This window comes from Microthrixaceae bacterium (genome assembly GCA_016702505.1).
GTDB lineage: Bacteria > Actinomycetota > Acidimicrobiia > Acidimicrobiales > Iamiaceae > Aquihabitans.
The window spans coordinates 259,241-283,687 of sequence record JADJDU010000007.1; the positions used below are offsets into that span (position 1 = coordinate 259,241).

The 24,447-nt window shown below is 67.7% G+C and carries 20 protein-coding genes and 2 pseudogenes; 3 read left to right on the forward strand and 19 right to left on the reverse strand.

Annotated features, from left to right (window positions below; all coding sequences use genetic code 11):
• Positions 1 to 29: 29 nt before the first annotated feature.
• On the reverse strand, positions 30 to 2,597 hold the full coding sequence (locus IPG97_08515; GenBank protein MBK6856575.1) for an FtsX-like permease family protein: 2,568 nt from the start codon (positions 2,595 to 2,597) through the stop codon (positions 30 to 32).
• Positions 2,594 to 3,352 carry an ABC transporter ATP-binding protein gene (locus IPG97_08520; protein MBK6856576.1) on the reverse strand — a complete coding sequence of 253 codons (759 nt, stop codon included), beginning with the start codon at positions 3,350 to 3,352 and terminating at the stop codon, positions 2,594 to 2,596. Before IPG97_08520 ends, IPG97_08515 begins: the two co-directional genes overlap by 4 nt.
• 56 nt (positions 3,353 to 3,408) lie before the next feature.
• Between IPG97_08520 and IPG97_08525 the strand changes: the two genes are divergently transcribed.
• On the forward strand, positions 3,409 to 3,987 hold the full coding sequence (locus IPG97_08525) for a TetR/AcrR family transcriptional regulator (protein ID MBK6856577.1): 579 nt from the start codon (positions 3,409 to 3,411) through the stop codon (positions 3,985 to 3,987).
• A gap of 858 nt (positions 3,988 to 4,845) precedes the next feature.
• On the opposite strand, the gene IPG97_08530 is transcribed toward IPG97_08525, so the two are convergent.
• The 5 genes from IPG97_08530 to IPG97_08550 form a co-directional block, all read right to left on the reverse strand.
• The gene (locus IPG97_08530) at positions 4,846 to 5,379 is read right to left on the reverse strand and encodes a response regulator transcription factor (GenBank protein MBK6856578.1); all 534 of its coding nucleotides are present in this window, start codon (positions 5,377 to 5,379) and stop codon (positions 4,846 to 4,848) included.
• Positions 5,380 to 5,658: 279 nt separating this feature from the next.
• Positions 5,659 to 5,931, reverse strand: coding sequence for a transposase (locus IPG97_08535; GenBank protein MBK6856579.1), 273 nt, complete (start codon positions 5,929 to 5,931; stop codon positions 5,659 to 5,661).
• A 92-nt stretch (positions 5,932 to 6,023) separates the two neighbouring features.
• Positions 6,024 to 6,383 (reverse strand): DUF2254 domain-containing protein, encoded by a 360-nt coding sequence (locus tag IPG97_08540; protein MBK6856580.1) that lies wholly within the window; start codon positions 6,381 to 6,383, stop codon positions 6,024 to 6,026.
• Positions 6,380 to 8,005, reverse strand: coding sequence for a chloride channel protein (locus IPG97_08545; protein MBK6856581.1), 1,626 nt, complete (start codon positions 8,003 to 8,005; stop codon positions 6,380 to 6,382). Before IPG97_08545 ends, IPG97_08540 begins: the two co-directional genes overlap by 4 nt.
• Before the next feature lie 59 nt (positions 8,006 to 8,064).
• Positions 8,065 to 8,544: a winged helix-turn-helix transcriptional regulator gene (locus IPG97_08550; GenBank protein MBK6856582.1), complete on the reverse strand. Its 480-nt coding sequence runs from the start codon at positions 8,542 to 8,544 to the stop codon at positions 8,065 to 8,067.
• A 662-nt stretch (positions 8,545 to 9,206) separates the two neighbouring features.
• Between IPG97_08550 and IPG97_08555 the strand changes: the two genes are divergently transcribed.
• On the forward strand, positions 9,207 to 9,749 hold the full coding sequence (locus IPG97_08555) for a hypothetical protein (GenBank protein MBK6856583.1): 543 nt from the start codon (positions 9,207 to 9,209) through the stop codon (positions 9,747 to 9,749).
• Between the two features lie 8 nt (positions 9,750 to 9,757).
• On the opposite strand, the gene IPG97_08560 is transcribed toward IPG97_08555, so the two are convergent.
• The 8 genes from IPG97_08560 to IPG97_08595 all read right to left on the reverse strand — a co-directional run bounded on the left by IPG97_08560 (position 9,758) and on the right by IPG97_08595 (position 19,391).
• The gene (locus IPG97_08560; protein ID MBK6856584.1) at positions 9,758 to 11,056 is read right to left on the reverse strand and encodes an ISL3 family transposase; all 1,299 of its coding nucleotides are present in this window, start codon (positions 11,054 to 11,056) and stop codon (positions 9,758 to 9,760) included.
• 422 nt (positions 11,057 to 11,478) lie between these two features.
• Complete coding sequence (locus tag IPG97_08565; GenBank protein ID MBK6856585.1) at positions 11,479 to 12,912, reverse strand: amidase; 1,434 nt, start codon at positions 12,910 to 12,912, stop codon at positions 11,479 to 11,481.
• A gap of 128 nt (positions 12,913 to 13,040) precedes the next feature.
• Positions 13,041 to 14,213 carry an alpha-L-fucosidase gene (locus IPG97_08570; protein MBK6856586.1) on the reverse strand — a complete coding sequence of 391 codons (1,173 nt, stop codon included), beginning with the start codon at positions 14,211 to 14,213 and terminating at the stop codon, positions 13,041 to 13,043.
• A gap of 70 nt (positions 14,214 to 14,283) precedes the next feature.
• Entirely contained in the window at positions 14,284 to 15,273 is a 990-nt protein-coding gene (locus IPG97_08575) for a hypothetical protein (GenBank protein ID MBK6856587.1), read from the reverse strand.
• A complete protein-coding gene (locus IPG97_08580) occupies positions 15,270 to 15,695 on the reverse strand; it encodes a hypothetical protein (GenBank protein ID MBK6856588.1) in 426 nt (141 codons plus the stop codon). Before IPG97_08580 ends, IPG97_08575 begins: the two co-directional genes overlap by 4 nt.
• Positions 15,696 to 15,734: 39 nt before the next feature.
• Positions 15,735 to 17,312 (reverse strand): FGGY-family carbohydrate kinase, encoded by a 1,578-nt coding sequence (locus IPG97_08585; GenBank protein ID MBK6856589.1) that lies wholly within the window; start codon positions 17,310 to 17,312, stop codon positions 15,735 to 15,737.
• A gap of 43 nt (positions 17,313 to 17,355) precedes the next feature.
• Positions 17,356 to 18,750 carry an aspartate aminotransferase family protein gene (locus IPG97_08590; protein ID MBK6856590.1) on the reverse strand — a complete coding sequence of 465 codons (1,395 nt, stop codon included), beginning with the start codon at positions 18,748 to 18,750 and terminating at the stop codon, positions 17,356 to 17,358.
• 35 nt (positions 18,751 to 18,785) lie between these two features.
• Positions 18,786 to 19,391 (reverse strand): TetR/AcrR family transcriptional regulator, encoded by a 606-nt coding sequence (locus IPG97_08595; GenBank protein MBK6856591.1) that lies wholly within the window; start codon positions 19,389 to 19,391, stop codon positions 18,786 to 18,788.
• 113 nt (positions 19,392 to 19,504) lie between these two features.
• Here IPG97_08595 and IPG97_08600 point away from each other — a divergent pair.
• A pseudogene (locus IPG97_08600) lies at positions 19,505 to 20,880 on the forward strand (cytochrome P450).
• A gap of 506 nt (positions 20,881 to 21,386) precedes the next feature.
• Here the strand turns inward: IPG97_08600 and IPG97_08605 are convergent.
• From IPG97_08605 to IPG97_08620, 4 genes and pseudogenes are all read right to left on the reverse strand, one after another.
• Positions 21,387 to 22,419 (reverse strand): annotated as a pseudogene (locus IPG97_08605) (Eco57I restriction-modification methylase domain-containing protein).
• 2 nt (positions 22,420 to 22,421) lie between these two features.
• Positions 22,422 to 22,595: a hypothetical protein gene (locus IPG97_08610; protein ID MBK6856592.1), complete on the reverse strand. Its 174-nt coding sequence runs from the start codon at positions 22,593 to 22,595 to the stop codon at positions 22,422 to 22,424.
• Positions 22,596 to 22,637: 42 nt separating this feature from the next.
• Positions 22,638 to 23,165, reverse strand: coding sequence for a hypothetical protein (locus tag IPG97_08615; GenBank protein MBK6856593.1), 528 nt, complete (start codon positions 23,163 to 23,165; stop codon positions 22,638 to 22,640).
• A gap of 235 nt (positions 23,166 to 23,400) precedes the next feature.
• Positions 23,401 to 24,447: restriction endonuclease subunit R (locus tag IPG97_08620; protein ID MBK6856594.1), on the reverse strand; the 1,047-nt coding region annotated here is incomplete at its 5' end.

Genomic DNA, 24,447 nt, shown 5'->3' on the forward strand with positions numbered 1-24,447 from the left:
GTTCCACGACTGCGCACGCGGTCGAGGCGTCAGAGTGCCGTGATCGACTCCAGTGGTGAGCGGCGGGCGGCGACGAGCGACGGCGCGATGGTGGCGATGGTGCCGGCGACGGCACCGAGGAGGGCGATCACGACGAGCCTGGCGATCGGGATCACCGGTGACGTGATGGCGGCGTTGTCGAGCAAGGTCACGGTCGGGAACGAGACACCGATGCCGATGGTCAAACCCATCGCAACACCGAGGACCGTCGTGATCGACGCTTCCAGGAGCACGGACGAGACGACCTGGGCCCGGGTCGTGCCGATGGCCCGGGCCACTCCGATCTCGGCCGTTCGTTCCCGGATCGACAGCGCCATCGTGTTGGCCAGCCCGACGAGCGCGATCACCACCGCGATGCCGAGCAGGGCATAGATGAGGTTGAGGATGGTGTCGACAGGTGACGAGCTCGCCCCGGCATACTCCTCAGCGGTCTGGAACCGACCTGACCCGTTCGTCGCTCGCGCGACCGCGTCGAGCGTGGCCTGCTGACCATTGGTGGCCAGGAAGATCGCGACCGTCCCGGGGTCGCTGAACACCGCCGAGTAGGTGTCCTGATCCAGGAGCACCTTCGGGGAGGCGAACCCAGGGAGCGCCGTGGCGAACGATCCCACCACGGTGCCCTTCGCCACGCCGGCGACGCCGCTGATGGTCAGGTCCGAGCCGACGGGATGGGCTCCCAGTTCGGACGAGGCGACCATCATCTGACCGGGTTCGAGGTGGCCGGCATCGGCCCCGGTGGCGTCGAGGTCGTAGACCGCGTCGAGGTTGTCCGCCTCGATCATGCCGACGGGGATCGCGTTCGGGGTCGCGGTCGTGGCTTCCGATGGGTCGGCAAGGAGGCCGCCCGTGACATGGATGGCGGCAAGATCGTTCACCCCGGGCACGGCTCGGAGCTCGGGAGTGAGATCACCCGGGACCTTCCCGGCGGGGGCACCGAGGGGTGTGACGACATGGTCGGCGCGCAGCGCTGACGTGGGACCGACCTGAAGGGTCTTGACGGTCCCGGCGAGGATGCTGAAGAACGCCACGACAGCGATGCCGATCATCAAGCCCGCCGCTGCCGACGACACACGCCGCGGCGATCGGGCCGCATTTCGTGCCGCGATGCGCCCCGTGGCCCCGGCGACGACGGCCAGGACCGGTCGTGCCGCGCCAGCGGCCAGCGAGGCGAACAACGGACCGGCCAGGTAGATCCCGATGACCGCCAGGAGGGTTCCGGCGAGCATCAGCTGGTTGCGCTGCGATGCGATCCCCGCGCTGGTGGCGGCCACACCGATGACCACGAGGACCGGCGCCAAGCCGCGCCGCCACCAAGGGGCCGACGACTCGTCCACGGCTGCATCGCGGAGCGCCGCGGCGGGCGGGACCCGTGAACCAGAGACGGCGGCCCGCAACGCAGAGAGCAACGTGATGACGACACCGATGAAGATCGTCGTTGCCAGTGTTCCAGCCGTGAAGATGACCGGGCCGTTGAACGCCTCGACGCCCGCTCGATCGAACAGCAGTTGGATGAGGACCACCACGAACCGACCGAGCACGAGACCCAGGGCCGTGGCGGCAACCCCGAGGATGAAGGCTTCGGTGAGAACGGATCGGACGAGCTCGGATCGGGTGTTGCCGATCGCTCGCATCAGGGCGAGCTCGCGGCGTCGCTGCACCATGGAGATGGCGAAGGTGTTGGTGATAATCAGCATCCCCGTGAGCGCCGCGACGATCGTGAACACCGTGAGCAACCTCGACAAGATCGTGCTCTCGACGGCGATCCGGGCCAGCTCGGCCTCGGCGGCTGCATCGCCGCAGCGCACCCGTACCGTCTCACCGGACTGTGCGAGATCGGCACGAAGCCCGTCGACCAGTACATCCGGGCTCACACCGGGAACGCCACGCACCACGATCTGCGTGGCCACATCGCCCTGACCGATGAGCGCAGGCTCGTCAGGGGCCACGAGGACCGTGGTCCGCGAAGGGAGCCGATCGGCGGGGCCGTACCGGGCGATGCCGACCACGGTGAGCGGCGTCGAGGAGCGTTCGGTGGCGAGTCGGTACTCGTCACCGAGCACCACACCGAAGTCGCGGGCGGTGGCGGCATCGAGCGCCATCTCACCGGGTTTGGCCGGGGCGCGACCCTCAGCGATGTGCCACCGGGCCGTCTCGGAATCGGTGATCCAGGTCTCGGCCTCGTTGAACGGCCCGCGGCTCTGCCCGATGATCGACCCGTCGGCCGAGAGGAGCGACGCGTTGGCATGCCAGACCGCTTGCGCAGCGGCAACGTCGGGATCGGCCGTGACGGTGCCGAGGACGGACGTCGGGATACCGATGCCGGCGGACACCATCTCCGCAGGACCGGAGAACCCTGCCGGGGGCGTGCCCGGAACCGCGTCGATGACCGCGTCGATGCCGGCCTCGCCGGCCTCGACGGTGGCCTCGTCCCCGGCGCCGATCGAATCGGTGAGCGTGAGGGTCGCGTTCACGAAGGCCACACCCATCACGATCGCGAGGAAGGTGAGCAGGTACCTGCTCCGACTGATCCAGAGCTGGCGCAGAACACGGCGGGTCATCGGTCGGCTCCGAGTGACTTCATGCGATCCAGCACCCCGTCCGCGGTCGGGCTGGCGAGCTCACCGACGGGAGCGCCGTCCTGGAAGAACACCACGTTGTGGGTGTGTGCTGCGGCGTACGGGTCGTGGGTGACCATCACGATCGTCTGACCGAGATCCGCTGCCTCCCGCAGGTACGACAGGATCTCGCCGGAGGTGTGCGAATCCAACGAACCGGTCGGCTCATCAGCGAAGACCACCTCCGGCTTCGACACCAGGGCCCTGGCGACAGCGACGCGTTGCTGCTGTCCGCCACTCAGCTGGGACGGCCGGTTGTCGAGGCGATCACGGAGGCCGAGCACCCCGATGAGCTCGTCGAACCACTGGGGGTCCACTCGGCTCCGGGACAGATCGAGCGGATACGTGATGTTCTCCCGGGCGGTGAGGGCCGGAAGGAGGTTGAAAGATTGGAAGATGAACCCGAGGCGAGTACGCCGCAGGATCGTGAGGTCGCGGTCGCTGAGATCGCGCAGATCGACGCCACCGATCTCGACCGTGCCCGACGTGAGCCGGTCGAGTCCGGCCATGCAGTTCAACAGCGTCGACTTTCCCGAGCCCGACGGCCCCATGACCGCAGTGAACTGACCTCGGGGAAAGGCGATGGTGACGTCGTCGAGCGCCCGGACTTCGGCGTCGGCGGAGCCGTAGACCTTCGTTGCTGCCGTGAGGGCAACCGATGGTGTTTCGTCGGTCATCACGTCCTCCTTCTGAGACATCCAGTCTCGCTATGAGACATACTGTATCAGCAGAACACACCGATACACTCTGTCTCATGTCACCGCCCGGCGAGACCCAGCCCGATCCTCGGATCACAGCGACCCGCAGCCGGGTGCTCGCTGCGGTCTCGTCCCTCCTCGAGTCGGGCGGTCCGAGCGAGGTCACCCACTCCTCCGTGGCCCGGGCGGCCAAGGTCGGACGCGCCACCGTCTACCGGCACTGGCCCCGGATCGACGACCTGCTGGCCGATGCGATCGAGACGCGCCTGGGAGTGACCCCGCCCGGAACGACCGGCAACGCGCTCACCGACCTCCGGTCGATGCTCCTGGCGATCGTCGCTGGCGTGTTCTCCGACGACAGCGCCGTGTTCTTCACGACGCTCCTGGTCCAGGGAGGCGACACCCCGCAGATGGATGCCCTGCGGCGAGAGATCATCGAACGCCGGATGGGCGCGATCCGCGACCTGGTCGAACGCGGTGCCATCGACGGATCGATCGACCCGACCCTCGACCCCGACCGGGCCATCTCCTATCTGGCCGGCCCGATCATGCATCGACGCATCGTCCTCGGTCAGCCGGTCACCCCGGACTTCATCGACGACCTGCTCCTCCGAGTCGCCGCCACGCCGCCCTGACCAAACACCGGTTGCGACGGTGTCATGTCCAGGCGTCGCTGGGCGAGGCGTGCAAGACCTTCGGGGACGTCGTGGAGGATCAACCCGAAGGCGATCAGGAAGACACGACACAGCTCTTCGGCCCGCAGCCCGGAGTCCTCAGGGGTGCGAGGGAGGGATGGCCGCGTGCAACACCGCCAAGAGCCCCGCACCCCAGGCGCGCACCAGCCATGTCGAGGCGTCGATGGCTTCGATCAACGCTCGTTACCACAACGATCACCGGTGGTCTCGGCAGGGCGCACAGCGCTCGGCATCTGCCGACCAGCGTCCGGTACCTTCGTCCCACGCGATTCCGTCCGCCGGATTCGACGAGGACCCGGTCTGCGAAGCGGGGCCGAATCCCCGGTAGGGTACCCCATGGGGTATCTGTGTTGCAGGACACACCACAACCACCGCTCACAGAAAACCCCGAGATCAGAAAAGCCGGTTGAACACCCGGTAGAACACCACCGAAACCCGGTAGAACACCCCGACAACGACGAAGGCCCAGGTCTCTGACCTGGGCCTTCGTGCTGAGTTGGTGGCGGGGGCAGGATTTGAACCTGCGACCTTCGGGTTATGAGAACCCGTACCACGGCGTACCAGATAGTGCCCTTGAGCTGGTCTTACGCGGGCCACGCTACACCGGCCATGCCAATGCGTACACCCCCGTGCCACGCCGCACAGTAGAAGGAACAGTAGAAGCGATGGCCGGCGCCCTGACCGATCTGGACCGGCCGAGCGCCGGGTGCGGAAGGCGTAGGTTCGTCCCACATGCGCGATGCCGGGGAGCTGCTGAGAGGTGGGATCGCGGATCTTCGGGTCGTGAGTGATGCCGGTTCACCGCAAGTGGCCACGCCGGCGTGCTTCGGCGACGGCGCCGGTGCGGGTGACGACGCCGAGCTTGGCGAAGAGGCTGGCGAGGTGGGTCTTGACCGGGGCCTGGCTGATGTAGAGGTCGCGGGCGATGGTGGCGTTGTCAAGACCGTCGGCAACCGCAGCGAGAACTTCCAGTTCTCGTGGCGAGGGGACGTCGGGGTTGCGCACCGACCTGGTCACGACTCTGGCGGCTACCCGGGGATCGAGGGGCCGGTGGCCGGCAGCGACAGCTCGAACGGCGCTGATCAGGTCAGCTTCGGGCGCATCCTTGAGGACGTATCCGGCGGCACCGCCCTCGAGTGCTGCATCGATGTCGATGTCGTTGTCGTAGACGGTGACGACGAGCACGCGCGGGCGGGTCTGGGATCGTTGGACCTGGCGCAGGAAGTCGAGTCCACTCGGCCCGGTCCCGAGATGGACGTTGAGCACCACGACGTCGGGCTTGAGGTCGGCGATCGTGACGACCGCGGTGTCGTGATCGTGGGCCTCCCCCACGACCACGATGTCGGGCCACTCGCTTGCCTGACACGGCGAAGCCCTGCTTGCGAAGCCACGCGGTGACCCGCGGGACGCCGTAGCTGCGCCCCGAGCACTCCCAGATGGCCTCGATCTCGACCTCGAGCATGCGGTCGGTGACCTCACGATCGCTCGGGGCTCGGTCGGCCCAGTCGTAGTAGCCCGACCGCGACACGGCCAGGGTCCGGCACATCTCCGCGGTGCTCCACGGGCAGTCGGTGTTGGCCTGCTCCTCGGCGATGAACGTGTACACGGCGGTCACGCGTTCCTCGGGTCTGATGCCGAGAAGTAGGCCACTGCTTTTCCCAGGATGTCGCGTTCGCGTTTCACCCTCTCCAACTCACGCTTCAGCTCGCGGATCTCGGCCCGTTCCTCGACAGTCGGCGCACCGTCGACCTCGGAGCGGGCCTGGCGGACCCAGTTGCCCAGCGTCGAGTCGTAGATGTTGAGCTCGCGGGCGACCTTCGCCACGGCCTCGGCCTTGAACTCCTTGGTGAACTTCCGCCGGCTACGGCTCGGGTTCGCTGACATGGACACTCCGTTCTGGCCTCATCAGGCCAAGGTAGGTGTCCGTCAGACCGGGTCAACCTCAGTCCGCGAACTCGTTGCAGCGATACGAGGCACTACGTGAAGGTTCCCACCACGAGTGCGATGACGCCGCGGTTGAACGGGTCGCGGACCAGGCCGTGAACCACCCGCGGTGAGAACTGGTTGGAGCCTTGTTGCATGATCAACAGCGACACCGAAAAGGTGATGCTGGCGAAGGTGATCGTTGCGGCAGCGGTGGTCGACAGGACGCTGCGGGCGCTGTCGACGGTGGATCTGCCGACCCAGTCGCCGGCCTCGACCCCGACGAGGAGGCGGGCGGCAACGAACGCCACGACGACGGCGACGGCGGGGAGGAAGAAGAAGTTGGCGCGCAGCGAGTCGGACGCGGCGCGTAGTCGCTGGATCGTGACCGACGGGGCGGAGAGCAGGGTCACGATGCCTCGTTGTTCAGTCGATCGAGGAGCACCTCGATGTTGGTGAGGTCGCGCAGGGTGACGACCCCGACGACCGCGTTCGATGATGTCACCGCGACCGCTTCGCTGTGCGCGGCCCGCATGCGGTCGGCCACCGCTTCGACGGTCTCAGCGGGTGTGGCGGGGGCGATGTCGGTGCGGGCCACGTCTCTGGCTGTCACGGTCGGCCACTCCTCCATCGGCACCAGGGCGATGTCGGTCACGGCGATGAGACCGGCGTAGCCGGTGGTGTCGACGACCGGGGCCCAGCGCCGGTTCTGGCGCAGCATCGTGGCGACCGCTGTGGCAAGGTCGAGGTCGGCGTCAATCGTGTCCGCACTCGGCGACATGATGTCGCCGACGGGCAGCCGCGACAGGGGCTCGACGTCGGGGAGGCGTTCGTTGCGCTGGTAGGCGCTGAAGGACTTGTTACCCATGACGAGTTGGGCCGCGGCGGCGGCCAGGAGGGCAGGAACCAGGAAACCGGGCTCGCCGGTCGCCTCGGCGACGAAGGCCACGGCGGCGAGCGGTGTCCGGTAGCCGGCGCCGAGGAAGGCGGCGATCCCGATCGTCGGGAACAGGTGCGGGTTCGGGGAGTCGACAAGGCGGTCGAAGATCGATCCGACGATGGCGCCCTGGGTCACGATCGGGATGAACAGCCCGCCCATCCCGCCACCAGCGACCCCGAGCCAGGTGGCCGCGGCGCGCACCGCAAACAGGCCGCACAACACGGTCACGGCCCGATCCGGTTGGGCCGCCCACTCGATCGCCGCGTAGCTCGGGCCGAGGTGCAACGGTGCGTCGAACCACCACATGGCGATCGGCGCGAGAACGATCATCCCGGCCGCTGCCGACGCGACGCGCCTCGTGCGGGAAAGCTCGAGACCCTTGGCCCTGCCGATCGCCTGCGCACCGAGGCGGGCCAACAGCCCGCAGACCACCCCGAGTGCGAGGCCCCCACCGAGATCTCGCAGGTCGAACGGTGCCGAACCGCCGGTCGGCAGCAGTGGTGCAGTCCCGATGATCGCCACGTAGGTCACATACGCCGCCCCGGCCGCCACGAGGCTCGGCAGCAACGCCCGCCGAGCGAGGTCGGAACGATACGGAACCTCGAGAGCGAAGATGACCCCGGTCAACGGCGCCTTGAAGACCGCTGCGACCCCGGCCGCTGCACCCGCAACCATCAAGACCTTGGCATCGTCACGGCGCAGACGCGACGCGAACCGATCCTCGACGGTCGAGCCGATCGAGCCACCGATCAACATCGATGGGCCCTCGAACCCGAACGCGTTGCCCGAACCGAGGGTGATCGCCGAAGCGACCGTCTTGCGCCACAACGACGACAGGCTCAGCGTGCCGCCACGCTGGTGGTACGACCGCACATACGCGTCGGTCGTCGCCGTGTCGTCATCGCGCCACACGATCGTGAGGAGGTTGACGGCAACCAACCCGGCCGCAGGGACCAGCGCGACGACCAACAGCGGCTGGCGCGCGAGCGCCCCGATGACGGGCTGCACCGCGCTGTCGAAGCCCGCCACCCCCAGCCCCGTGAGCACGCCGATCGCCATCGACAACACCAACGTGAGGTGAAAACGGCGTCCCATCTCCGCCGCATGACGACTCGCTCGGTCGAATCCCGCACGTCGGCCGTCGAGGGGGTTCCTCACCACGGGACAGAGGGCACGACGTCGTCCTCGCCAGCGGCCTCGCGGAACGCGGTGAGCGCATCGATGATCGCCACACGCTGTGAAGCCGGCACCTTGGCCATGATCGACGCGATCTCTCGCCGCCTCTGCCGCGTGACCTTTGCGACCACGTCGCGTCCAGCGGCGGTCAACAGCATCGTGACCTCACGACGGTTCGCCGGGTTCACCCGCCGACGAGCCAGACGGCGCCGCACGAGCCGATCACACAGCCGCGTCGCCGTCGACGGTTGGATCCGAAGCTCGCGGGCGAGCTCCCCGACGTTCAGCCCGGCTTCGGCACGATCGAGCACCACCAACGCACGGAACTGCGGCAACGTCACCGACTCGTCCACCGATGCGATCGACCTCGACGCTACCGCTACCAACGCCCTCGACGACAACAGCACCGCGTCGGTCACCGCGTCCAATTCGGCTTCGACCGACCTCGACCCAGGCATATGTGCATACTACAACTATTCGTCTTGACATACGATCGAGCGTCGACCTCCACGAAGCCCATGAGATATTCCGGCTCGAGCCGACCGACCAAGCACCCGACGCGGCCCACTCGTTCGACCCGGTGTGTCACATGCGCGTCGATCGCGATTGCAGCTTGTCCCTGCTTGATTCACGCGGCGAACGCCAATGGTTCTGTTCATCCCGCTGCGTCGAGATCCTCCAATCCCGATCGGCGGAGCCGTCTGGCTGACTGCATCCCGACCAAGCGGCGACCCACATCCAGCTGGACGTCCGCGTTCTACCGAGCTCCTCGACACCACCTTTCGGCCGTTCACCTGCGTGTTGGCGAACCAGACAGCTCCGCTCGACATCTGGGACTGCCGGTTCTAACGATCGTTCTACCGGGTCTCGGACCGCCCGGATCCGGAAGAACAGGAGGATCTGTCATGAAAGGACATGTCGCCCGCAAGCGGGACCGCTACTACTCCGTCATCTACGAAGGACTCGATCCCGTCACCGGCAAGGAACGCCGCACTTGGCATCCCGCCGGCACGGACCGCGCCGAGGCCGAAGCGCTCGTCGCACGACTCGCTGCCGAGCGCGACGGCCGCAACGATGAGGTCCGGGCGCTCACCTTGGTGCCTACCTCACCCACCGGTGGCTGCCCGCCAAGCGCATCGAACTGCGCGCCAGCACCCATCGCAGCTACGTCCACAAGGCCCAGCGCCACATCCTGCCTACCCTCGGGCGGAAGCGGCTCCGGCGGCTGCGCCCCGAGGACCTCGAACGGCTCTACGAATCGATGCTGCGCCCCACCGACGGGACCAGGCCGCTCTCGCCCAAGACCGTCTACGAGGTGCACCTGATCATCCGCGGCGCCCTCGACCACGCACTCCGTCGCGGGCTCGTGACCCGCAACGTCGCGCTGACCGCGTCTGCCCCCCAAGCTGAGAGCGATCCCAAAGGTCGAGCAGAAGGCCTGGACCGCCACGGAGCTCCAGGCCTTCCTGCGTGCCGCCGCTGGGCACCGGCTGTTTCCTGCCCTGTGGCTCTCCGCCAACACCGGCATGCGCCGCAACGAACTGCTCGGCGTGCGCTGGACGGACCTCGACCTCGACCACGCCCGCCTGTCGATCAACCGTGGGCTCGTCGCGGTCGGCTACGAGATCCACGAAACCCGTGGAAAGACGGCCCTCCTGACTGATCCGTGGGTCAGTTTCGGCCGGGGAGGGCTGGTGGGTGGCAGCCGAGGCTGAGCATGGCGAGGGCGATGAGGGGCTCGGGGCCGTGGAACCCGAAGGCGACTCGGGTGATGAGTCGGATCTTGGTGTTGGTCGACTCGACCAGGGCGTTCGACAGGCCTGAGTCCAAGGCGGCGTCGATGGCGGGTCGGTGTTTCACGATGCGCTTCTGCAATGCGACGAAGGCGGGGATGCGGCAGCGGCGGGCCCAGTTGATCCACCGGTCGAGTGCCTTCTTGCCGGCCTCACCCTTGAGCTGGAACACCAGGCGTAGCCCTTCTTTGAGCAGATAGGCCCGGTGCAGCCGCGGATCGGTCTTGGCCACCCAGGCGAGCTTCTCTTGTTGTCTGTCGGTGAGGTTCTCGGGGTTCTTCCAGAGCGCGTAGCGGGCGTGCTTGAGCGCTCGGGCCCGTTCGTGGCCCGGGCGGGGCGGAGCGTCACGGCGTGGTCGCCCCCGTCGTCGCCGGCCTTCGCCCCGCGCGATGCCTCGTGCGTCGTTCCAGGCCTGGCGGCGGACCTCGTCGAGCGCATCGGTTGCCCACGCCACGACGTGGAACGCGTCCGCGCAGCGGATGGCGTTGGGGCAACGCTCGGCGACGACCCTGGCGATCCATTCGGCGGCATCAGCGCTGACGTGGGTGATCTGGGCGGACCGCTCCGGGCCGAGAGCGTCGAAGAAGCCTCGCAGGGTGGCCTCGTCGCGGCCCGCAGCAGCCCACACCAACGCCCCAGTGTCGTGGTCGACGACCACGGTGAGGTAGCGGTGGCCGCGCTTGTAGGAGATCTCGTCGATCCCGATCCGTCGCAGCCCCTCCAGGCGGTCGAGGGTCGCGTCGATGTCAGCGGACACTCGCGACAAGATCGCACCCACGGTCCGCCAGGCGATCCGCATCAACTCGGTGACCGCCGTCTTGGAGCACTGGGTGGCCAGCCACGCCACCGTGTCGTCGAAGTCCCGGGTGTGGCCCACCCCGTGGCGGGCCCACGGCACCTGGACCACCGTTGGACCGTGCTCGCGGCACGAGACTCGTGGCGCGTCCGCCTCCAACCAGACCGGGACCGTGCCCAGATCCAGCGCCCGCCACCGTCGACGGCCCTCACCGCGGTCGAACCACGGGCCCCGCCGCCCGCAGCGCCCACACCGGCGCGAAGCGCCCTTGCGCGGCCGCACCGAGATCACCACCGCCCCGATGTCCTCGTCGAACACGACGGCCTCGATGACCGTGCGCGCCAGCCGAAACACCTGTTGCCATACCCTCGCGTTCCGCACCCCGTTCTGCCCTTCGCTCCGAAGCCTTCAGACAGCCCGGAACGTAGGAACCAGAACGGGGTGCACCCGCGGATGGGCTACTCAGCCACCCACGGATACGTCATGGGAGCCAGAAATCTCGTCCCTTCCGAAGCCGCCCGCACCGTGGCTGATCTACGGACACCTTCCTTCTCCAACCGCCATCGATGATGGCGACGAGACCCGCCGCATCGACTGATAGGGCGACCGTCGGGTTGGGCGGGAACCCACCCATCGTTGCCCGACGGATCGAAAGCGGCGGTCAGGCCGGTGCGGTGCGGGAGATAATGAGGAAGCTGAGGTCGGCCATGGAGGCCCCTCAGTTTCATGAGTGGTCGAACAGCGGTGGAGCGGCCGGACCCGGTCAGGCCGGCCGACGCTCCGCGATCCTCGGCTGATACAGGTCACGTCGCCAGGGTGCGGAAGGGCTGGGCCGCTTCGAGCTGCAGGCCGAGCTCGAGCAGGGTGCGCTCCTGTCCCCACCGGGCCGTGAAGTGCATGCCGATCGGCGTGTTGGTGGCGTCGTCGTGGGCGAGCGGGAGCGACATGGCGGGATGGCCGGAGGCGTTGTAGAGGGCCGTGAAGCTGGCCCAACTGAGCATCCGCGGCATGGCCGTCTCGAAGTCCAGTCCCGTGTGCAGCCAGCCGAGCTCGGGCGTGACGCGCCCCATCGTCGGGTGCAGCAGCACGTCGTGGTCGCCGAGCCTGGCGTCGACCTGCTGAGTGCTGGCCTTGAGGCGCCGGATGGCGGCGGGGGCCCGGTGCAGGTTCCGTCGCGCGTGCGCGGCGAGCGTCTTGGTGAACGCAGTGAGCCGCCGGCGGTCGAACGCGGGATCGACGAGGCGGGTGCCGAAGCGCTCGACGGTCAGGGCGGCCAGCGCCCAGTAGAGGACGAAGTCATCGACGAACTGCGGGCCGACCGCCGCTCGGACCTCGGTCACCTCATGCCCGAGGGACGTGAGCAGATCGACCGTGCAGCGGAGACCCTCGGCGGTGGCGGCATCCACCTCTGCCGCCGGGGAATCGACGTGGACGGCGATGCGCAACGGCCGATCCAGAGGGCGGTCGACGAGACCCACGGGCGGCAGAGGCGGATGGTGAAAGGCCGTCTCGGCCGCGGCGTAGAACGCGCACTGGTCGCGCACCGAGCGGGTCAGGACGCCCTCGCCGCCGACGTCGACGGGCATCTTGTCCTGCACCTTCGGATCGAACTGCAAGATCCGCTTGCGGGTGCCCTTGATGCCCACGAGGCCGTTCGCGGCAGCGGGGATGCGAATCGAACCTCCGCCATCGTTGGCGTGGGCCATCGGCAGGACACCAGCTGCGACCAGCGCGCCAGATCCCCCGGACGACGCTCCGACGCTGCGACCGGTGGCCCACGGGTTCCGCACCGGCGGGTCGGCGGGGAACTCGGTGGAACAGATGAGGCCGAGCTCGGGTAGGCGGCTCGTGCCCATGACGATGACCCCGAACTCGCGCAGCATCGCGGTGATCGGGCCGTCGGCCGCTGCCGGACGGGCCGTCGCCATGGCATCGGTGCCGTGACCGGTGCGGAGACCGGCCACGGCGGTGTTGTCCTTGATGAACATTGGGAGGCCCGCGAACGGCCCGGTGCGGGGGTGGTCGGCGTCGGCCCGTGCCCGTTCGAAGTCCTCCGTGGCGATGGCATCGAGCGGCGCCGCGGCTTCGGCCCGAGCGATCACAGCGTCGACGACCTCCCTGGACGAGATCTCGCCGGAGCGCACCAGCTCCGTCAGCGCGACGGTGTCGTGGCTGGCGAGCAGGTCATCGGTGAAGGTGCTGACGGAAGCCGGCACGACGTGTTCGGCGGTTGGCATGGGAGCTCCTGGTCTGATCGAGGATTGGTTCGGGCTGCTGGCGTGCTCCGCGACGTGGGCGAAGGATTGGGTCGTGTTCGGACGGGTGTCGGAACGAGAGCTCGGCGCTGGAAGAGCGGTCGCCACCGCTAGACCCGGTCCCGGGTGCGTTCGATGTCGCGCCACGGCTGGGTGGCGTTCTGCTCGGCCATCCAGCCGAGGCGGGTCAGCTGCTCGTCGGGGATGGCGGCGTCGTCGCCGCGTGGTCCGATGTTGACCAGGAAGTTGCCGCCCTTCGCCATCGTGTCGGCGAGGGAGCCGATCAGCTCGGTGCGGGTCAGGTAGTCGTCGTCGGTGGAGTTGCGGTTGTAGGCGAAGCTCAGGTCGAGGCCGCGGGTCATCTCCCAAGGTCCTTCCATGCCGTTCGGAAGATCGGCATACTCGGGTGTGCGGAACTGGGAGAACGGGACCGGGGGCGGGACGATGCCCCGCTTGGCCCCCTGCGAGCGGACGAGCTTCTCCAGTCCGGGGCGAAGGCCGGGGATCTTGAGCAGCGTCGTCGCGTCGAACGCCGGGAGCCACCGATCGTTGACGCACCCTTCGGGAACGACATCGAAGTAGTGCTCGAACAGGGGGAAGATCTCCTTGCTGCGCGCCGGCCAGCAGATGTCGTTCCACAGGACCGACGGCTCGTACCGGTCGATCAGCTCCCGGATGTGCGCCGCGGCATAGGCCGGGTAGTCGCCGAAGGGCACCGCCGTCACCGAGTCGAGGAGCCGGCCCATCGGCGCGTCGTTGAACGTCCAGTCGTACCCGCCGGAGTAGTAGATACCGAACCGCATCCCCGCCGCCCGCACGGCACCGGCCAGCTCGCCCACGAGGTCCCGTTCGCAGTGCCAACCCGGGACGTTGGGGTTCTCGACCTCGGTGGGCCACAGGCAGTAGCCGTCGTGGTGCTTCGTGACCATGACCACGTAACCCGCACCCGTGGCGGCGAAGGAGGCCGCCCAGGCCTCGGGATCCCACGAATCGAGGCCCTGTTCGAACGGCTCCCGGAAGGCGGCGTAGGGCGCGTGGCCGAAGTGCTCGCGGTGGTAGCGCCCGACGCTGCTCTCGGGGAACCGCATCGAGTTCCCGTACCACTCGGCGTAGGGCGACTCGGACTGCACATCGACGATCCCGGAGGCAAGGAGCTCCTCGCCCGTCTTCCTAGGGGCGAACGCCGGCACCGAGTAGAGCCCCCAGTGGATAAAGATGCCGAGGCGCGCATCGGACCACCACGGCGGCGGCTGGCGGTTGCGATCCACCAACACCTTCGGCATCCTCGTGAAGGACTCGACGGCTCGAAGGGCACGGCTCTTGGTCATCGGGAAGCTCCTGGGGCGGTGCGGATCACGGTCCGGTCAGCATCGGCCAGGGCCGTGCCGCCTCCAGCTGGAGCGCGAGCTCCAGCAAGGTGCGCTCCTGGCCGTAGCTGCCGTTGACCATCATCCCGATCGGGAGGTTGGTGTCAGCGTCGTGAGCCAGGGGCAGGCTGATCGACGGCGTCCCCGCTGCGTTGGCCACTGGCGTGAGGTGGGCCCATTCCATGACCCGGGGGAACAGCACGTCATAGGTTAGGTCCATGCCGAGGTATCCGAGGAGGGGCGGGATCTGCGCCACCGTGGGCGACAGGACCACGTCGTAGCCCTGGGTGCGAGCGGCGAGCTCCTTGCGGGTGGCCCGGAGCCGCCGCACGAGACCGGGTGCGCGGTGCCAGTTCGCCCCGAACGCGGCACCGAGGCCCTCGGTGAACTCCGTGAGCCGTTCCCGTTCGAACGCCGGGCCCCAGACCTGCCGGCCGGCCTTGACGGTGGCGGCGCCGAAGAGCTGGTAGAGCCGGAGGAAGTCGTCGGCGAACGTGGGTGCGACGGGCGGCTCGATGGGTGTCACCCGGTGGCCGAGGTCCTCGAGCAGGCGGACGGTGTCGACAAACGCGGCCTGGACCACGCCATCGACCTGACCCATCTCCGGGACGCGGCCGAGGGCGGCGATGCGCAACGGACGCTCGATCGGCCGATTCACCAGGCCCATCGGGGGCAGCTTCGGGTTGAGGTAGTGCTGCTCAGCGTGGGCGAAGTAGTGGGCCGTGTCTCGGACCGACCGGGTCACGACCCCGTCGGCCACGATGGGCACGATCTGGTGCGCCGTGTTCTTCGACGCGATCAGCCGGCCGGCGCTCGGCTTGAGGCCCACCAGGCCGCAGCACGCCGCCGGGATCCGGATGGAGCCCCCGCCGTCGGCCGCGTGGGCGATCGGGACCACCCCCGCAGCGACCATCGCAGCGGAACCGCCCGAGGACCCGCCCGCCGAGCGCTCGAGGTTCCACGGGTTCCGGGTCAGGGGCCGTCGGGGAACTCGGTGGAGGGGGTGAACCCGAACTCCGGCATCGTGGTCTTGGCGATGACCGTCATGCCCAGATCGACCATCTGCTGGACGAACGAATCGTTCTTGGCGGCGGGAGCCGCAGTCGGGAAGGCGTCCGAGCCGAACCGGGTGGGCAGCCCGGCGACGTCGACCATGTCCTTGATGAGCGTCGGGATGCCGGCGAACGCACCGCCCGCGTGGACATCGGCCTCGCGCTGAGCGTCCTCGAAGCGCTCGGCGGCGATCGCACCGAGGTGCTCGTCTGCCTCACGGGCTCGGGCGATGGCGGCCGCGGTCAGCTCCGCGACGGTGACCTCCTTGGCGGCTAGGCGCCGCAGCAGGCCGACGACATCGTCGGTTCCCAGGGCATCGTCGGTGAATGTGGAGAAGGTGGTCATGGCGGTGACGGGTTCCTCTGGTCAGGGGTGCGGGTGCATTCAGGCGTTGAGGCTGTGCATCAGCGGGCGGGTCCGCCGGTGGGCCTCCTGGAACGTTCCGGAGAGGTGGTCGTAGCGCGCCCGGTGGGTCGGGTCGGGTTCCGAGGTGTCCGCGATGGCGAGCTGGTCGGCAAGGTCCTCGGCGGACGCGATGCCGAGCTGCTCGAAGCCGAACATCGCGGTGCCGAACGAGTTCGCGAACCCGCCGTCGGCGATGCGGTGCACGGGGCGGTCCAAGACGTCGGCGAGGACCTGCGCCCAAGCCCGCGACCCGGACCCGCCACCGTAGAACGAGTACTGCGTGATCGGCCGTCCCGTGAACGTCTCGACGGGCCCCTGCACGCGGCGGAGGTTGAGGGCGATGCCCTCGGCGATTGCTCGAGCGAGGTCGTGCCGGGTCGTGCCTAGTCCCATGCCGATGAACCCGCCGCGCATCCGAGGGTCGGCTCTCGGCGCCAGCGATCCGGCGAGCCACGGGAGGAACAGGAGGCCCGCCGCCCCGGGTGCCGCGCTCGAGACGGCATCATCGAATGCCTGGTAGCGCTCCGAAGCCGACGCTGGTGCGCCGAAGGCGTCGTCGGCATAGATGTACTGGTCGAGGAAGTGATCGACGGCGGCGCCGGCCACCCCGTTCTCGGCGGCGACGAGGTGGTTCCCACCCAGCGGGCTGGGCATGGTGAACAAGGTCCGGAGCGGGTTGACCTTCTTGCGGATGGCGTGCGTCGTGATCACCGACGTCGTCCCGATCGCGAGGCCTGCGTGGTCGCCTCGCCAGGCTCCAGCGGCGATCGCCCCGGCCTGGGTGTCGTTGATGCCCGACAGCACCAGGGTGGTCGGTGGCAGTCCGAGGGCCGTGGCGGCCTCGGATGTGAGCGTCCCGACGACGCTGCCCACGGCCACCGGCTCGGGCAGCTTCGCCGGATCGATGAGCGACCGGGCAACGAGGCCGGGGTGCCACCGTGTGTCGCCCGATGCGATGGCGCCGCGGCGGTTGTCGGAGAGCATCTGCATGAACGACGAGCAGCGGTTCGCGGTGCACCGGCCGGTGAGGCGGGCCGTGAGGTAGTCGACCGGTTCGAGGAGCGCCTCGGCCCGGCCGTAGATCTCGGCTTCGCCGTAGCGGAGCCAGCGCATGTGGTTGAGACTCATCCCCGCCTCCACCGGTGCCAGCCCGTGGACCCGCACGGATTCCAGCAGGCCGGTCGGCGAGGCAGCTCGACGCGGGTAGCCGTCGAGCTTCCGGAGCCGCTTCGGCGATCCCCGGGTGTCCATCCAGGTGATCATCGGGCCCACCGGTGAGCCGTCGGCGGCGACGGGGACGATCGAGGAGTACTGGGCTGAGGCAACCACGGCCGCGATCGATGACCGGTCGACCTGCGCATGCGCCAGCGCAGCGGCCGCGGCGTCGAGCGTCGTCCGCCACACGGCCTCGGGGTCCTGCTCAGCGGCTCCGTCAGGTCTGTGGACCGTCTCGACAGAGCCGCGCGCTGTGCCCACCAGGCGGCCGTCGTCGGACACGACCGCCGCCTTGGGCCCGCTCGTGCCGAGGTCGATGGTGAGGAGGTATCGGCGGGTCACGCCGATACCTCTTCCCTAGGTGCGCCGGTCACCGCGGACGCGATCAGCGCTGGGGCGGGAGGGCGAGGGAGCGCTCGATGTACAGCGTGAGCTGCTCTCGGATGAACTCGTCGACCTCGTCGGTCATGCCGCCTTCGACGCTTCCGTAGATCGCGCCGGTGAGGGGCCGGGCATCTTCGGGCTGGGCCCGGGCGTACGCCACCGCGGCGGCGAGGTCGTCGGTCCACCGCTCGACGACCCCTGGAGCGGTCTGGGGGCGGGTCACCGCCATGTGCACGGCGTCGGGGTACTGCTGGCCGTTGAGCCGCCAGCCGAGCGACAGGAGGTGGTCGTTCACGTGGTAGATGTCGATCTCGTCGCTGGTGAACGAGAAGCAGAACGTCGGCGACCCGAGGATCCGCAGCTCGGGGTGCGCGGTGACCGCGGCCTGCATGGCGTACGAGGTGCGGAAGATCTCGTCTGCGTAGGCCCGGTACCCCTCCTTGCCGAGTCCGACGAGCGCCGCCCAGGTGGCGGCCAGCAGCCCCGCCGAGCGGGACCCGTCGATGCCGGGCGAGTTGTACTTGCCGCCGGTCCACTCGGGCAGGCAGTAGAAGACGCTGTTGCGCATCTCCTTGTCGCGAAACGCCGCCACGGACGTCCCCTTGAACCCGTAGCCGTACTTGTGCGTGTCGGCCGAGATGGTCGTGACGCCGGGGATGGAGAAGTCGAACGGCGCGATGTCGTAGCCGAGGTCGCGTCCCCACGGCAGGATGAACCCACCGAGGCAGCCGTCCACGTGGAGGCCCACGCCGCGCTCGAGCGCCAGGTCCGACATGGCCTCGATGTCGTCGATGGTGCCGTAGGGGTAGTTCCCCGCAGACCCGACGAGCGCCACCGTCTGGTCGTCGACGAGCTCGGCCATGGCCGCCACGTCGACCTGGGTCGTCTCGGGGTCGAGCGGTGCAACTCGCATCTCCATGCCGAAGAGGAAGCACCCCTTGTCGAACGCCGGGTGGGCCGAAGCGGCCTTGACCACGTTCGGCCGAGTCACGCCGCGAGCGGACCCGGCGATGCGGTACGCCAGCATGGCGTGCAAGATGCTGCCGGTGCCGCCGGTCGTCACCAGGCCCGCCGGCTCGGTGTCGGTGACGGCCCCGGCACCGAGCATGTCGAGGGTCATGGCGATGATCTCCCCTCGAACTTCGTCACGCTCGGGCACAGGTCCCGCTGCAGCGTTCATGTGCCCGAACATGGCGAACGCCTCGGCCATGTACTCGTAGTGGTCCTCGTCGCCCGAGTAGAGGGTCCCCGAGGCCTTGCCGGTGTTCCAGTGCACCCGCTCGGCGTCGGCCATGTGCCGGATCTCGGCCAGCACCTCGTCGTTCGGACGGCCCTGCTCGGGGAAGGTGCGGTGGACCTCGAAGGTCTCGGCGTAGGGGAAGTTGCGGTCGGCCATGGTGGCTCCTGTCTCGGGGATCGGACTCGGATCGGTCAGGGGTGGGCGCGCAGGCTGTCGACGAGTCGGTCGACCAGGGCCGACCACTCGTCCTGGTCCGGGAGGTCGAGGTCGAGGGCGCGGGTCAGGTGGGCCCCAAGGGCGATGATCGTGTTCATCCTCGCCATGGATCGCGCCCCCATCGTCTCGTCGAGCACGCCCGCGCCCTGGCCGGCGCGGATCTCCTCGGTCATCTGCTGCTCGTCCTGGGTCACCCAGGCCCGCACGGTCCCGGCGACGGTCTCGTCGCGCCCGGCGATCGCGAACGCCTCGACGACGAGTCGGCCCAGTTCGTGGGGTCCTCGCTCGATGACCCGGCCGGCCGCCGTGACGGTGTCGGCGATGTTCACGGTCGCCTCAGGGTCCGTACCGGCGCGCATCGCACGGTCGTAGGCCTCCTTGCCCCAGTGCTCGAGGACCACCCCGAACAGCGCCTCCTTCGAACCGAAGTTCGTGTATAGGGGCCCGGTGCTGAGCCCAGCTTCGGCGCAGATGTCGGCCACGGAGGAACCCTCGAAGCCGTGACGGGCGAACACGCGCGCCGCCGCCTCGACCAGCTCCTGGCGGGTCTGCTCGACGGTGACGCCGCTTCGTCGTCCCATGATCTCTCGCCTCCGTGTTGACGCTCCGTCTAAAGTAACAAACACTTGATTGTTTGTCGATCCGGAGGCATCCTCGACCTTCGAACAACGTGCTGCCCCCGCAGGTGCTCGGGATGCCCGTGCGGTCGGTCCGACAACCGGAAGGAGAAGGTGCTGCCGTGAACCCAACGTCCGAACATCTGGAACTCCCCGAGATCGATCCCTCGTTCCGGGGTCCCGATCAGATCCTCGCCGACCTGGGCACCGTCTTGACCCCGGCGTCCGAGTTGCCGATCGAGGAGATCAACCCGGCCAATCCCCACCTGTTCCGCGACCACGTCTGGCCCGAGCACTTCGCTCGCCTGCGAGCCGACGACCCCGTGCACCTCAACGAGATCGATGTAGCGGGTCGCTACTGGTCGGTCACCCGGTACGACGACACATCCGCCATCGACGGCGACTGGCAGACGTTCTCCTCCGCGTACGTCATCTCGCTCATGGAGCAGGTGCTCGACGACACGATCCCCGGCATGGCCGGCTTCACGCCGTTCATCGCCATGGACCCGCCGGAGCACACCGGACAACGCAAGACCGTCCGCAGCGTCTCGTCACCCGGCAACCTCCGCCACCTCGAACCCTCATCCGGCAGCGGACCATCGACGTGCTCGAGTCGCTCCCCGACGAGCCCTTCGACTGGGTCGACACGGTGTCGATCGAGCTGACGACGACCATGCTCGCCAGCCTCTTCGAGTTCCCGATGGAGGACCGCCGGAAGCTCACCCGCTGGTCCGACATCGTGTTCGCCGTGCCGGTGCCCGGCGGCGTGGTGGAGACGATCGAACAGAAGCTGATCGAGCTGCGCGAGTGCTACGAGCACTTCGAGCAGCTGTGGGAGCAGCGTCGGGAGGCACCCGGTGACGACCTGGTGTCGATGCTGGTCCACGGCGACCAGACGAAGGAGCAGACGGCACTCGACCACCTCGGCACCGTCCTGCTCCTGATCGTGGGCGGCAACGACACAACCCGCAACACGATGACCGGGAGCGTGTACGGGATGCACCGCTTCCCCGAGCAGTTCGAGAAGCTCGTCGCCGACCCCGGCCGCATCGACGACCTCGTGCCAGAGGTCATCCGGTGGCAGACCCCGCTCGCGTACATGCGGCGCACCGCGACCCGCGACTGCGAGCTCGGAGGCAAGCAGATCAGGAAGAACGACCAGGTGCTGATGTGGTACGCCTCGGCCAACCGGGACGAGGCGGTGTTCCCGAACGGTGACGCCATCGACCTCGATCGACCGAACGCCGACCGCCACCTCTCCTTCGGCTACGGCATCCACTTCTGCATGGGGAGCCGGCTCGCCGAGCTCCAGCTCCGCATCCTGTGGGAGGAGCTCCTGCCCCGCTTCTCCCGGATCGAGGTGCTCGAAGAGCCGGGGCGATCGTTCTCGTCGTTCACCAACGGCTACACGGACCTGCTGGTGCGAGCCCACCGCCGCGGACGTCGCCCATGAGACGATCAGCAGCGCAGCGACTCCCAGGTCCAGCGGCGCCAGCGGTCGAGGTGGGCGCCCGGCACCGGTCGAACCATCAATGCGCCGTACCCGGCTGCGAGCATCGGCGAACGGTGTGCTTGACCTTCGGGTTGGTGGCCCGAAGATCAGGCCCTGACCAGGGCATTAGCGGAATCGAACAGTAGAAGGGCAGTAGAAATCGGCCTTCTGCCGCTGGACAGCAGAAGGCCCCACTCCAAGAAGTGGGGCCTGACCTGCGTTTTCGATGGTGGCGGGGGCAGGATTTGAACCTGCGACCTTCGTGTTATGAGTCTGCCGCGGTACGTGATGGCGGATGTCCGGCCGTGTCGTGCAGTTGCTCTACCAGGGCTTTCGCGGCGATCGCCGGACGGGACGACACAGCCTGGACGCCTCCGGACGAGCTGCCGTTTGCAGGCGCGTTTGCATCCAAGCGGCGAAACGGGGGCCGATTCGGCGGCTTCACCACCTTGGCCGGCCGTCCCACCTCAGTCCATCGGGTTGACCATGGATTCGATGAAGGCGATCTCTTCGGCGTCGAGGCCGTACTTGGCGTACAACTGCTGGTCGATCTCAGTGATCGATCTGGTCCAGTCGATGTCTGACCGCGACGTGAAGTCCTGCGCCGGGACGAACCGCCACGTCGAGCGAGGGTTGTGTTGAGTCACCTTCAAGACGTAGAGCATCGCCCGCGAACTTCGTTTTGACATAGGAGAAGCATGACTGCGCCTCGGCCTCTGTCTCGAACGCACCGATGGTCAGAAACGTCTGGGTTACGGCAACGCTGGGCTCGACGACCTCCGGGGCTGCCATCCACCCAAGCTTGTTGCTCTCGTTTGCTGCCGGGAGCGCGACCTTGTATCTGTCGAAGCTCTCGGGGCCAGTGATGTACTCGCTACGAATCCATCGGCGGTAACGCTTGTTCTTGATCACACCGAGTACCTGAACGTAGTCGTGGTCGTCATCAGGTCGGGTCTCGTGGAAGAGGAAGGAGAACTGCTCGAATGTGTTTGTGTTGACCAGCGCGGTGTTGCCCTCTGGCCGGAGCTCGAGAGCTTCCGGGTGGTCGTCGTACAAGACATCGGTGTAACGGTATGAGCGTGAGCTCGTGATGCCCATGGTCTCGATGAAGGCCGTTCCTGACTCTCGCACCTTGTGCAGGATCGAGTTGAGTTCGTCGTACGGCGTAAACGTGTCGATTGGCGCGCCTGAGCGGTCCGCGTCCCGGTACGTCACAGCGATCCCAGCGCGAATCTTGGTGCCTGGAAACAGTTCCGAGCTGTCGCGGACGTAGATCGGAACAGTGAGATGCGGATCGGCGAGCATCTTCTCGTTCCACGCCTTCGGCGTGAATCCTGCGTTGAATAGGAAGCGCGCCGGAGTAACGAGGATGGCCTTCGTCCCCACCTCGTAGGCCGCGTCCATGAACAGGTGGTACACCGGCGTGTCACGGGTGCCAGCGCCTTGGGCCTCCTCCTGGTAGGGCGGGTTGCCAATGACGACGTCGAACTTCTTGCTCACGGTCAGCGCCCTTCGCTAAGCATGTCGTCGACCATCTTCTGCCGTTCCCCAGAGGACATCCTGGCAAGGTTCCCGACGCGGAAGTGGCCAGAGTCCTCGATCCACCCCTTGCGCTCGGGGACACCGCCGGAGACGGCCTCGATGGTGATGCGGTGCAGGATCTGGTTGTGGCTCATCTCGAAGATCTGTGAGGTCAGGATGTGCCGCAGCCGTTCGTCTTAGTCTGGGAAGACGTCGGCGAGGCCCGTGTCGAGACGGCGTACCAGTTCCATCAGGAACAGGCCGGCGGTCGAGAAGAGATCGGCGAACGTCTTGTCCGGTTCGGTGAAGACACCCGGGTTCTCGGCTTCGAGGGTGTCGACCATCATCTTCACGACCGATTGCGGGGTGAAGACCAGCGAAGTCTTCTGCTGCGGGATGTAGGCGAAAATGTTCTCGGTCTGTGCATCATCGAAGTAGTCGGCCAAGGCCTCCTTCTTGTCCAGGAACTCTTGCACGGACTGGTCGAACACCGCCGCGTCAAACAGGCCCGGGATCTTCGTGACGGTGCCGTCAGCCTCGGTGACTTCCTGGCCGTCGCGCAGCAGCCGGAACTCGGCTTCGGTGATTCCGGTGATCTCCTCGAACACGTCATCGGGTGTGTAGTCATCGAAGTTCGACAGGCGGATGCCGCGGTCGCCGTAGGCCATCAGGAACATCGGGATCGTGCGCGCAAAGCCCCGGAGGTGTGAGCGGGCGTCGTCCATGGTCTGGTTCGCGCGCTTCTGCTCCTTCTTGGTCTCGGCGCGTCACCACCTCCGGCACGATCGTGTCCATCGTGTCCTCGACGATGGAGAGGATGTTCTGCTTGAAGGCCTGCTCCTGCTCGGCCTTCATCGCCTCGATGGCCGCGGCCTCGGCCTCGGTGGCGGCGAGCTTGATCTCCTCCTCAAGGTGTTTGCTGGCAATGTTGTGCTCAGCGTACGCGCTCGACCTTGTCTTTCACAGCGTGCTCGGTGCGTTTCTGGTCGCGCTCAACTTGTGCTGCAGTGAGCCCATACTCCGTCCTTCAGCTCCGCGCTTGGCGCGGCTCTGCTCGGTCACAGCCTTGGCGATAGCGGCTGCTGCGGTGGCCGCGGGCGCGTCAGGATCAGGGGTCGGGATGTCCTCGATCCGATAGACCGGCTTGCCCAGCTCGTCGACCTTGGGATTGATGACCGTCTCAACGTCGACCTGGACGTTGCCGTCCGCATCGGTGACAGGCGGCGGCTGAGGGATTTCGATCGGTTCGCCCGCCTTGACCTTGCCCTGCTTCGCAGTCGGTAGCTTGTCGAGAATCTCCTTGACGTGTTCCGAGTAGCGGAAGATGCCGGCGACGTTGGCGAACAGCAGGTTTGACAAGAACCCCCGGCGCACGACCTCGCGGGCTTTGAATACCTGCGGGAACGTAAGGACCTGAGAGGCGTCAAGCTCGATCATCCGCCCCTCGGCGTCCTCGCCGATGACCGGGAAGAAGTTCAGAAGCGTGCGGATGTTCTCCTGCCGCACGGCCTGGTCGCCAGACGGGTTCGGGTGAAGGTTGTTGGCGAACACGTCGAAGATCCTCAGCGTGCGTTCGGGAGCGAAGTCGAAGATGTAGGCGTTCTGCTTCTGGAACACGCGCCCGGCGCGCTCGAAGGTGCATGGATTCTGCGCTCTGAATGCGGCCTGCATGTACAGCGCCGGGGAGGACAGATCGGACAGCATGATCACTGCGGTCCACTCCGGCACCGTGACGCCCGTGGTGAGCTGGCCCACTGACAGGGTGATCGTCTTGCCGCCTGATTGCTCCGCGTCCTCGATTGCCGCGCGCACCTTCTCCAAGGCCTTGCCGGCGACGACCGGGTCACCGTCGTCCGATCGCCCGTCACCAGCGGCGAGAATGATCGTGTAGTCCTTGAAGACCTCGTGCTTCTTGAGCAGCTTCTCCAGCGCTTTCGCGGAGGCGACGCGGTTCAGCAGCCAGAACGAGTGGCGGATCTCGTCGCGCAGTTCCGCCGTGGAGAACGG